The 10581-nt window shown below is 72.0% G+C and carries 8 protein-coding genes and 1 pseudogene; 4 read left to right on the forward strand and 5 right to left on the reverse strand.

All coding sequences use genetic code 11. The annotated features are described in order from the left end of the window. Positions 1–2 precede the first annotated feature (2 nt). On the reverse strand, positions 3–989 hold the full coding sequence (locus ABZ192_RS20915; protein WP_086564946.1) for a helix-turn-helix transcriptional regulator: 987 nt from the start codon (positions 987–989) through the stop codon (positions 3–5). Between the two features lie 160 nt (positions 990–1149). Between ABZ192_RS20915 and ABZ192_RS20920 the strand changes: the two genes are divergently transcribed. Both ABZ192_RS20920 and ABZ192_RS20925 read left to right on the forward strand, forming a co-directional pair. Continuing rightward, on the forward strand, positions 1150–1668 hold the full coding sequence (locus ABZ192_RS20920) for a hypothetical protein (RefSeq protein ID WP_356925940.1): 519 nt from the start codon (positions 1150–1152) through the stop codon (positions 1666–1668). A gap of 76 nt (positions 1669–1744) precedes the next feature. Then, positions 1745–2350, forward strand: a complete 606-nt coding sequence (locus ABZ192_RS20925) for a response regulator transcription factor (RefSeq protein WP_356925941.1) — start codon at positions 1745–1747, stop codon at positions 2348–2350. Positions 2351–2829: 479 nt separating this feature from the next. On the opposite strand, the gene ABZ192_RS20930 is transcribed toward ABZ192_RS20925, so the two are convergent. Genes ABZ192_RS20930 through ABZ192_RS20945 form a run of 4 tightly spaced genes read right to left on the reverse strand, consistent with a single transcriptional unit; the run spans position 2830 to position 8500 of the window. Further along, the gene (locus ABZ192_RS20930) at positions 2830–3945 is read right to left on the reverse strand and encodes a 3-dehydroquinate synthase II (RefSeq protein WP_356925942.1); all 1116 of its coding nucleotides are present in this window, start codon (positions 3943–3945) and stop codon (positions 2830–2832) included. Next, entirely contained in the window at positions 3917–4888 is a 972-nt protein-coding gene (locus ABZ192_RS20935) for a 2-amino-3,7-dideoxy-D-threo-hept-6-ulosonate synthase (protein ID WP_356925943.1), read from the reverse strand. The genes ABZ192_RS20930 and ABZ192_RS20935 overlap by 29 nt, the downstream gene beginning before the upstream one ends. Beyond that, the gene (locus tag ABZ192_RS20940; RefSeq protein ID WP_356925944.1) at positions 4885–6963 is read right to left on the reverse strand and encodes an AMP-binding protein; all 2079 of its coding nucleotides are present in this window, start codon (positions 6961–6963) and stop codon (positions 4885–4887) included. Before ABZ192_RS20940 ends, ABZ192_RS20935 begins: the two co-directional genes overlap by 4 nt. A gap of 49 nt (positions 6964–7012) precedes the next feature. After that, positions 7013–8500 carry a multicopper oxidase domain-containing protein gene (locus tag ABZ192_RS20945; protein ID WP_356925945.1) on the reverse strand — a complete coding sequence of 496 codons (1488 nt, stop codon included), beginning with the start codon at positions 8498–8500 and terminating at the stop codon, positions 7013–7015. Positions 8501–8768: 268 nt separating this feature from the next. Here ABZ192_RS20945 and ABZ192_RS20950 point away from each other — a divergent pair, with 268 nt between their 5' ends. Further along, positions 8769–10334 (forward strand): SagB family peptide dehydrogenase, encoded by a 1566-nt coding sequence (locus tag ABZ192_RS20950; RefSeq protein WP_356925946.1) that lies wholly within the window; start codon positions 8769–8771, stop codon positions 10332–10334. A gap of 58 nt (positions 10335–10392) precedes the next feature. Further along, a pseudogene (locus tag ABZ192_RS20955) lies at positions 10393–10581 on the forward strand (hypothetical protein); the annotation flags it as partial.

The following is a 10581-nucleotide window of genomic DNA, read 5'->3' on the forward strand; positions in this document are numbered from 1 at the left end:
TGTCAGATCCACTGGCGGCGGGCCGCCTGGACTCCCGCCTCGAAGCGGCTGGAGGCGCCCAGGCGTTCCATGAGCTCCGCCATGATGCGGCGCTCCGTGCGGACTCCGATGCCGAGCGCCCGGGCCACCGCCTCGTCGGTGAGGCCGGTGGCCAGGAGCTGGAGGAGTTTGCGCTCCTGCGGCGTGAGCCCCTGCGGGTCGTCGTCGGGTGAGGAGTTCTGATGGAACGGGCTCGCGTGTTCCCAGTACGCCTCGAACAGGGCCCGCATGGCGAGCACCACCGGCCGGCTGTGGAACATCAGGGCCGCGGGGCCCGTCTGGCCGGGCAGGTTGGCCACGATGGCCGCGGTCGTGTCGATGATGAGCAGCCTCATCGGCAGGGTCGGCGACGTGCGGATCTCGCTGTTGTGCTCCGCCATCCACTGGGCGTGGGCTCTCGTCACCCGGTCGTTGACGGCGCTGTCGAGGTAGATCGAACGGAAGCGGACGCCCCGGGCCAGTGCCCGCTCGTTCAGCGGCCGGGACGCCTCGATCGCCTCCTTGGTCAGGCCGCCCACGGGGTGGAAGACCAGGGACTCCTGCTGGCACGACTCGGCGAGCGCCTCCAGCCGGGTGCGGATCTCGTCCACGTTGTCGAGCTGTTCCGTGCCGTCCGAGCCGGACCCGGCCGACGCCGTGTACTCGGCGGCGAGCGCCGCTAGCGCGGCCCGGTTCTGCTCGATGCGCTGCTGCCGCCAGGCCAGTTCGTCCTGTTCCCGCTGGAGCAGGACCTTCAGGCCGAGCGACGGGTTCACCGCGCGCAGGGTGCCGGGTGAGTCCTGGGACGGGGCCAGCAACGACAGGTCGGACAGGCGCGTGAGCGCGTTGTGCACCTCGTCGCAGCTGATGTCGAGGAGCTCGGCGAGCTTGTCCGGATCATGTTGCTTGTGGAAAAGGATCGCGCGGTACACCGCGAGGGTCTGCTGATCGAGTGGCGATACCTCGTCCACGTGGCGCCTCCCCCTTGAACCACATGTGAACCACATGTCCGGACCGGGCGGCCGCGCCGACTTCCGAAGCGGCGACGCGGCACGGAGGAGCGTCGCAGGCATGCGAAGGACCCCCGCAGATCGTTCACATATTGGCCACGTTACCCGGTCAGGAGTTCCGGTGTCGCACACAGTCGCACATGTACTACCGCCTTTGCACGGCTGTGTCGCCCTTGTCGTCGACGGCACCACCGGCGTCGGGCGGCGGGTCGCCAGTCAGCTCTGCGCGTTGGGTGCCGCCGTCGCGGTGGTCGGCGCGGGGCACCCCGGGCGCGGTGACGACGCCGCCACGAACGCGGCGTTCCTGTGCAAGGAACTGGCCGGAATCGGACTGGTCGCACTGCCCTATCAAGCCGATGTGGAACGGCCGGAGAGCTTCGCCGCGCTGACCGGTCAGATCGCCGCCGACCTCGGGCCGGTCACCGCCGGCGTCGTGGTCGTCCCGGACGGAAGCGGAGGCGAGGAACTGGCCCCGTTCTTCCGCGTCCTGTCGCGTGTCGTCGCGGCTTCCCTGCCGGCCGGCGCCGAGCACATCGAGGTCGACGTGGGGCGTGACGGCTCCAGCCTCGAGAAGGCGGCCCAGGCGGTGGTGGAGCGGTTGGCCCGGCTGCACGAGCCGTGGCGCGCCCCCTCCGTCTGACCCAGATCTGACATCTCATCAATTCCACTGTTTTTCCCGAGTCTTTGCCTTAGTCCTGCCGTACGGGGGGTCGAGCATGTCGATACGCATAGTCCTCGCAGGTGATCACCAACTCGTGCTGGAGGCCTTCGCCGAGACGCTCAACGGCGTCGACGGACTGGAGGTCGTCGGCCTGGCCACGTCGTACGACTCCGTCCAGCCGGCCGTGGAACGGCACCGGCCGACGGTGCTGTTGCTCGGCGAGTCCACGATGGGCGGCAAGGCGCTGCGCGTCGCCACCGACGTACGGAGCCGGCATCCCAAGTGCGGTGTCGCGCTGATGGTGGGAGCGGCCACGTCGTCGGTCGTGGACCGGGCCGTGGCGGCCGGGGCGCTGGGCGTCGTGCCGAAGAACGCCCGGCTGCCCCAGCTCGTCACGACGCTCATGGGTGTCGCGGGCGGCTGCCTGACCGTCGATCCGTCGCTGCTGCGGCCCGTCGCCGTCGGGGAGTTGTCCCTGAGCACCAGGGAGATGGACGTCCTGCGGCTGACGGCCGGCGGGGCCACCGTGAAGGAGATCGCGGGCGAGCTGTATCTGGCGGCGGGAACGGTACGGAATCTGACGTCAGCCGCGATCAAGAAGCTGGGCGGCCGGAATCGGTTCGACGCGGCGCGGATCGCCGGGGAACACGGGTTGCTGTGAGGCGCGGCGGTTCGGGAGCGGGAGGGGACGCGCCGATACCGGCGGGCGAAGGGGCCGGGGCGCGATCGACGGTGAGCCGGTGCTCACCTGGGGTGGCGGGCTCGGAAAGCGGGAGCGGGAGCGGGAGCGAGACCGGGGCGATGGTGAGCGGGAGCGGGAGTGGGAGTGGGAGTGGGACGACGGTGATGGGGACCGGGACGACGGTGGCCGAGACCGGGGCCGGTACCGGGAGCGAGGCCGGGGCCGGGACCGGGGCCGGTACCGGGAGCGGGACCGGGGCCGGGAGCGGGGTGACGGTAGGTGGGCGTTGCGCGTGGGTGGCGGATACGGGGGCCCTGTCGGGCGGGGGCGTGCGTGAGCCGGCCCCGGCACGTGGGGTGCCGGGGCGGGGCGGGGCCGGGCGAGCGCTCGGCACGGGCCGGTGGGGGCCGGGGCTCGTGCGGTCGCTGCGGCGTCTGGTGTCGGGTCGGGTGCCGCGCTCACTTCTCCAGGCAGAACTCGTCGATCGGGTAGCCGACATGACGGTCCGCCGTGGGCAGGTGCCCGAGGATGGTGTCGCCGGGCTTCAGCTCCGTGGAGTTGAGGACCGACGCGTTCGGGCCGAGGACCCGGACGTGCCAGTCGTCCTGGAGGATCAGGTTGACCGCCTGCCCGCTGGGGGCGACCGCGTCGATGGAGATCAGCGGCCGGGTCTCGATCTTGACGCGGCCGACGCTGACGGGCCGGGTGCGGCCCTTGACGTCGACGGCCAGCACCTTGCTGCCGGCGTGCAGTTCGCTCAGGTAGTGCGTGCGGCCGGCCTGCGAGACGGTGTACGAGTGCAGCGCGCCGGCGTTGACCCGGAACGGGCGGGTCGGCATGTACGGCAGCGGGTGGGTCTCGCTGACGCACAGCACCATGCCCTTGGAGTGCGAGCCGACGAGGATGCCCTCGTCCTTGCGGAAGTGGGTCGTGGTGTCGACGCAGGCCCGCTCCCCCATGCCGATGTGCGTGGTCCGGGTGACGGTCAGTTCCACCAGGTCGATCTCGCCGCCCCGGGCGGTGGCGGCGGTGCGCAGGGCCGTTGCGTCGCCGACGGTGTTGGCCCGCATCAGGACGCCGTCCGAGCCCAGTTCCAGGACGCCGTAGACGATCTCGGCCTCCTCGGTGTTGGACGCGGTGGTGATGATCGAGCCGGGTGCGCCGGTGGCGGCGGCGATCACGATCTCCAGCGGGATCTTGGTGGGGTCGCGGAAGTCCAGCACGCTCCACGGCTCCAGGCGGGCCGCGAGGCAGGCGTCCTCCAGGGTGTCGGCGTCGACGATCTCCACGTAGCGGCCGAACTCGACGTCCGGGTGGGCCTGCTGGAGCGCGGCCCGGTCCTCGCGGGGGCCCGGGACGACCACCAGGTCGGCTCCGCCCAGGTCGGCGGGGACGGAGTCGAGGCCGTCCTCGAAGAGCAGGACCTTGCGGACGGTGGGCGGCAGGCCGGTGAAGGTGGTCGGGTCGGCGGCGACGATGCCGTCGATGCGCTGGTGCAGGGCCTCTTCGAGAACGGCCTGGGTTGCGGTGCCGGCGCCTCGGATGTCAAGCCAGCACAGTTTCGCGTCCGTCATGATGCGGACCTCCTGTCGCGTGTGAAGCGTGGGAAAGGTGGTGGGTGTCGCGGTCGAGCGGGGAGCCGGGCGCGCCGAGGTGGGCCGGGGCGTCCAGGTGATCGGGGGTCAGTCGCTCGTCCCGGTGTGCGTCGGCCGGGAAGGCGAGCGGGGCGAAGTGCTGCTCCGGGAAGTGGTGGATCAGCCGGGCCACCTTGGCGGCGAGCCGCCGTGGATCGGAGGCCTGGAAGATGTTGCGGCCCATCGCCACCCCGCCGGCGCCGCCGGCCAGGGCGTCCCGGACGTAGGCAAGTACGTCCTCCTCGGTGGGCATCGCGGGACCGCCCGCGACCAGGACGGGCACCGGGCAGGACGCGGTCAGGTCGAGCATCTCCGCGGTCGAGCCGAGGAAGACGGTCTTGACCAGGTCCGCGCCCAGGTCTGAGGCGACGGTGACGGCGTGCGCCACCAGGTCCGGGTCGCGCGGGTCGGTGACCCGGGGGCCGCGCGGATACACCATGGCGAGCAGCGGCAGGTTCCACCGGTCGCAGGCGTCGGCGATCCGTCCGAGGTCGCCGATCTGCTGCCGCTCGTCGTCGGAGCCGACGTTGACGTGGACGCTCACCGCGTCCGCGCCGAGCCGGAGGGCCTCCTCGACCTGCGTCACCACGTACTTGGCGTCGGGGTCGAGGGCCTGGCTGGTGGACGCGTTGAGATGGATGATCAGCGACATCGCGGCGAACCGCTCCGGGCTGATGTGGCGGACGCTGCCCTTGTGCACGACGACCGCGTCCGCGCCGCCGGCGGCGAGCTGCCCGGCGAGGTGGTCGAGGCTCGTGCCCTTGGGGACGAGGGGTCCGTCGCTGATCGAGTGGTCGAGAGGGGTGATCATCAGGCCGGCCGTGCTGTGGCGGTAGAGCCGCCGCAGCCTCAGTGCCCTGGCGAAGTGGCCGAACGCGGTCATGGGATGCCCTTTCTGTTGCGCGGATCGGTACGCCTGCGCGGCTCGGTGCCCCGGCGGACGTCTGCTCCGGCGAATCCGCCGGCCCCGGGGGGCCCGGCACCACACCCCTCACGGGGCTCCGGCCCCGGTCCCCCGCCTGCCGAAGGCGGGGCTCCCGTTCCGTCCCCACTGCGCACAGGCACCGGACTCCCGGCCGAGGACGGAGGTGCCGGGCCCCGAGCCGGGGACGGTGGCGCCGGACCGCTCGCCGGAGGTTGGGGCGCCGGACCGTCCGCGTGCTGCGGAACCACCAGGCCCCCCGCCTGGGACAGTCGGGCCAGGCCACCCGCCGAGGACAGGGGCGCCAGACCGCCCGTCGGGCGCGGAGCCACCCGGCCCCCCGGGGAGGACCGCGCCACCGGACCGCCCGGAGAGGACCGCGCCACCCGGCCCCCCGGAGAGGGCCGCGCCACCGGGCCCCCGTCCAGGGACGGCCGTGCCGGAGCATGTGCCGTGGGCCGCGGGTCCCTTCCGGGTTCCGGTGCGGGTCGGGGACGCACCGGGGCCGTGGCGGAGCGCAACCGGGTGCGGTCCGGTTTGCCCGTGGGGGTGAGGGGGAGTTCGGGCCAGACCGAGATGCTGAGGGGGGCGTGTTCCGGGGTGAGGGTGGCTGCCACGTAGTCGCGCAGGTCGCAGGAGGTGTGGCCGGCGCCCGAGTGGAGTTCGACGGCGGCGTGGACCTGCTCCACCAGGTCCTCGTCGCGCACTCCGAACACGGCCGCCTGGCGCACCTGTGGGTGCTTCAGCAGGGCCGCCTCGATGGCGGCCGGGTCGAGCTTGAGGCCGCCGTGTTTGATGACGTCGCCGACCCGGCCGTCCAGACGGAGGTAGCCGTAGCGGTCCCAGTGCCCGAGGTCGCCGGTGCGCAGCCAGCCGTCCCGGTAGGTCGCCGCGGTCAGTTCCGCGTCGTCGAGGTAACCGGCGGACACCGTCGGCGAGTCGATCCAGATCTCGCCGGTCTGGCCGCGGCCCAGCGGGGTGCCCGAGTCCGGTGCCCGGATCTCGACGCGCACCCAGGGGAAGGGCCGGCCGGCCGAGCCCAGCAGTTCCGGCTCGCGGTGGTCGAGCGGGGTGAGGCTGCTGATGCCGCCCGCCTCCGTCGTGCCGTACACCTGGATCAGTACGTCGCCGAAGACCCGGACCGCCTGCCGGACCCGCTCGGGTGCGGCAGGCGTGCCGCTGTAGGTGATGCGGCGCAGGGACGACAGGTCGTACGAGGTGACGAGCGGGTGGTCGAGCAGGCGGTACAGGTGGGGCACCGCCAAGTAGACGTCCGTCACGCCCAGTTCCGCGATCGCCGCCAGGGTCGCGTCGGCGTCGAACTCGTCGTGCAGGACGACCGTGCCGCCCGCGCACAGCACGGCGTCGGCCATGGGCGCCGTGGTGTGGCTGACCGGTGTGACGGACAGCAGCGTCGCCGGTCCCCTCGGGTCGAGGCCGGAGGCGAGCCGGCCGACGAGGTGCTCGCGCGTGCCGTAGCGCTGCGCGACCATCTTGGGCCGGCCGGTGCTGCCACTGGTGAAGTCGACGACGGCCAGGTCGTCGGGGCGCGGCGACAGGGCCGGCGGCACGGTGTCGTGCCCGTCCGCCGTGCGCGGGATCGCCCGCACGGTCAGACCGGGCCGCCGCCGCGCCAGCCACCGGCCGCGGGCCGCGCTCTCCTCGTCCGCCTCGTCCACGAGCAGCAGCGACACCCGGAGGTCTCGCAGCAGCCCGGTCTGGGTGGCGACCGAGAACGTCTCGGTGTCCGTGCGCGGGTTCATCGAGCGGACGTAGACGGACGTGGCGCCGAGCAGATGGACGGCGTAGCGGGCGCTGAGCATCAGCGGGTGGTTGGGGCCGGTGAGGATGGCGACGGTGGTGCCGGGACGGACGCCCTGGGAGTGCAGCAGCGCCGCGCTGCCCAGGACGGACGCCCGCAGCGCGCCGGCGGTCACCGTCGTGTCCGGCCGGTGCAGGACGACACGGGTCGGGTCCCGGCCCAGTGCCGCGAGAACGCGGCGGGCGTAAGGGCGGGGAATCGCTTCGCTGGTCATGGTCCTCCTTTCCGGAAAACAAGAGAACGGTTCGGAACCGGTTCTGAAATCAAGAGATCTTCATTTGCGCCATCATTCCCATGGCACTGTGGTCGATCATGTGGCAGTGGTACGGATAAACACCGCGGTGCGAATCGAAGGTGAGCTGGAGTTTGGCCGTCTGGCCGGGGAAGAGCAGCACGGTGTCCTTCCAGCCGGTCTCCGCGGGATACGGCGGCTGCCCGTCCCGTTCGAGAATGCGGAACTGCACCAGGTGCGTATGGAAGTTGTGCGGCACGGTGGCGCTCTTGTTGGTGACCGTCCACACCTCGGTGCTGCCCCACTCGATGTGGGTGTCGATGCGGTCGGGGTCGAAGGTCCTGCCGTTGATGTAGGCCTGGTGGCGGCCGGAGCCGGGCTCGTCCATGGAGAGGTCGAAGCTGCGCTCCACGGTCGGCTTCGCCAGGGCCGGCAGCGTGGCGAGGGTGTCCGGCACCCGGCTGGTGTCGGCGGTGCGTTCGCCGACGTCGAACCGCATGACCTGGCCGACGAGTTCGGTCGGGCCGGGGCCCAGCATGTTGGCGAGGGTGAGCTTGGTGCCGGGGGCGTACTTCGAGAAGTCGACGACGAAGTCGGCGCGTTCGCCCGGGGACAGCACCAGCACGGGTGTCTCGGCGGGGGCGGCGAGCAGGCCGCCGTCGGTGCCGATCTGCCGTACCGGGTGCTGGGTGGCCGAGCCGTCGGACAGCGCCAGGACGAAGATGCGCAGGTTGCAGGAGTTGACCAGCCGGAAGCGGTACTTGCGGGCCTCGACCTTCAGGTACGGCCAGGGTCTGCCGTTGACCAGGATGGTCGTGCGGTTCTCCGCGTCGTCCATCGTGTAGACCAGCTGCGCGTTGGCGTCGAAGTGCGCGTCCCGCAGGACCAGGGGGATGTCGTACCTGCCGGACGGCAGGCCCAGCGCGTCCTCGGCGGGGTCCCGCAGCAGGTAGAGACCCGACAGGCCCCGGTAGACGTGCTCGGACTCCATGTGGTGCGCGTGGTCGTGCGTCCACAGGGTCGCGCCGGGCTGCTCGTTCTCGTACACGTACGTCCGCTTGCCGCCGGGCGCGATGGTGTCCATCATGCCGCCGTCGTGCGCCACCGGGTTGTTGCCGCCGTGCAGGTGCACCGAGGCCGGCATGTCCAGTCGGTTGATCTGCTGGACGACGGTGGTCCGGCCGGTGCGGGCGCGGATGGTGGGGCCCGTGAACGAGCCGTTGTAGGTCAGGGCGTCGGTGCGGGTGCCCGGCAGGATCTCCACGCCGGCGCGGCGCATCGTGACGCGGTAGAAGTCGGCGGTTCTGGTGCGGCGGTACGGGGCCAGGACCGGTGGGATCGTCAGCGGCACGGAGAAGGGTTCGACCGGTGCGGCCGCGGCGGCGTTCGCGGTGGCCGGGGTCGCGGCCGCGGCCTGCTGTCCGGCGGTGAGCGTACGGAAGACCCCGCCCGCCGCGCCGACCGCCCCGACGGCGCCGGTGGTCAGACCGAGACGTATCGCATGTCGACGAGTGAACACGGGGTTTTCCTTCTCTGTCGGTGGGCTTGCGGGTGGAATTCGTGTTCCGAGCATGCGCTTTGGGCGCCGAATGTCCGAGCGATTGAAGTCCGTCCCTGTCATCTGTCACGCATTCCATGACCTCGGTCACGAGAGGGAATGGTGACTGTCATTCGGTGCGGCCGGTGAGCGAGGAGGCGGTGTAGCGGGCCGCAGAGTGGATTTCGACAGGCGATCCACCCGAATCGATCCACCCGGGTCGATCCACGCGAGCCCTACCGGAGGCCCGATGATTCCCGCGACCACGAAGAAACCCCCCGAGTGCGCCGCCCGGGCGCTGCGCACCGACGTGCGGGTGACGTTCGACGACAGCACGGGCACCGCCCTGCTCCGGGGGCCCGTCACCTCCCTCGCCCTGCGCCCGGTGCGCGGCCCGCTGCGCACCGTCCTGCACCGGCTGGCCGAGGGCCCGTTGCCGCGCGAGGAGTTGTACGAGGGACTTGACGGCGCCGGGCGGCGGCGGGCCGACGCGCTGCTGGAACGGGCCGGGCATCTGCTGGCGTACAGCGTGCTCACGCACGACGAGCCGCCGCTGCGCCGGGAGCTGGTCCGGCTGGAGCCGACCGCCCGGGACGCCCGGCACCGGGTCGCGGACGTGGCCGCCGGCGCGCGCGTCCGCCTCTCGCGGTTCGCCTTCTGCCGTTCACGCGAAGGGGTCCTCGTCCTGGAGTCACCCCTGGTGACGTTCCGCGCCGTGCTGGTCGACCGGGCCGCCCGCGAGCTCACCGCCGCCCTGGGGCAGCCGGGCCGGGCGGGCAGCGCCGGGGAGGCCACCGGGCTGAGCGAGGCGGAGACCCTGGACGTCCTGTCCCACCTGGTGGGTCTCGGCTTCGCCGAGCTCGCCGACCCGGACGGCACGTTCGCCTCCGACACCGAACCGGTGCTGCGGCAGTGGGACTTCCACGATCTGCTGTTCCACTCGCGTATCCGCTCCGGGCGCTACGACGAGGCCTTCGGCGCCCTCTACCCCTACCGGGGCGAGATCGACCCGCAGCCCGCCGTGAAGCCCGCGCCGCAGGGCCCCGCCACCGAGCTGTACCGTCCGCGCCGCGCCGACATCGACGCCCGCGACCCGTCCCTGACCGCCGCCGTCGAGTCCCGCCGCTCCCACCGCACCTTCGGGGAGCGGGCGTTGACGGCGCGCGAGCTGGGCGAGTTCCTGTACCGGGTGCAGCGGGTCCGGGTGCACCGCACGCCCGGCCCGGACGCGCCGGGCGAGGACGAGGTCGTCTCGCGGCCCTACCCGAGCGGCGGCTCGCTGTACGAACTGGAGCTGTACGTCACGGTGCTGCGCTGCGCCGGGCTGGAGCCGGGCGTCTACCACTACGACTCGTACGCGCACCGCCTCGTCCTCGTCAGCGCCGCGGAGGCCGACCGGCGGGCGCTGCTGGGTGTGGCGTCCCGTTCGGTGGGCTTCGAGGTCCGCCCCGACGTGCTCGTCACGGTGACCTCGCGGTTCCAGCGTATGGCGTGGAAGTACCGGGCCATGGCGTACGCGACGACGCTGCGGCACACCGGGGTGCTCTACCAGACGATGTACCTGGTGGCCACGGCGATGGGCCTGGCGCCCTGCGGGCTGGGCAACGGCGACGCCGACCTGTCCGCCCGCGTGCTGGGCCTGGACTACCTCCGGGAGTCCTCGGTCGGCGACTTCCTGCTGGGTACGCCGGCCGCGGCGACGGGGCTGCCCGCGGACCCGGGCGGGGAATGGCACATGGTGAACAGCCCTGAATGGGCAATTCCGCTCGACGGCTCCGGAAAGCAGGGCGGCGACGAAAAGTCATTCGCCCCGTGATAAATGTCAGCCGGCACCCGGAAACCCTGGCGCCGGGATGACGACCCGAGCACTATGGATGTCACAGCCCGACGGAAACGAAAGAAATTCCGGAAGGCGAACCAGAAATCAATGTCCGAGTATTTCCCGCAAGGGAACTCCGGGCTCGACGGAAGGAAAGCGAATGACCGCCAAGGACATCAAGGACCAGGACGTGGACCAGGCGTTCGAGGGCTTCGACGCGGACGAGCTGGAGACGCTCGACGTC

The sequence above is a fragment of the Streptomyces sp. NPDC006235 genome, assembly GCF_040613735.1.
In the GTDB taxonomy this organism is placed as follows: Bacteria; Actinomycetota; Actinomycetes; order Streptomycetales; family Streptomycetaceae; genus Streptomyces.

Excerpts from the sequence above, each read along its gene's own strand:
- ABZ192_RS20940 (WP_356925944.1), bottom strand. The coding sequence starts at position 6,963 with ATGACCAGCGAAGCGATTCCCCGCCCTTACGCCCGCCGCGTTCTCGCG.
- ABZ192_RS20935 (WP_356925943.1), bottom strand. The coding sequence starts at position 4,888 with ATGACCGCGTTCGGCCACTTCGCCAGGGCACTGAGGCTGCGGCGGCTC.
- ABZ192_RS20950 (WP_356925946.1), top strand. The coding sequence starts at position 8,769 with ATGATTCCCGCGACCACGAAGAAACCCCCCGAGTGCGCCGCCCGGGCG.
- ABZ192_RS20930 (WP_356925942.1), bottom strand. The coding sequence starts at position 3,945 with ATGACGGACGCGAAACTGTGCTGGCTTGACATCCGAGGCGCCGGCACC.
- ABZ192_RS20925 (WP_356925941.1), top strand. The coding sequence starts at position 1,745 with ATGTCGATACGCATAGTCCTCGCAGGTGATCACCAACTCGTGCTGGAG.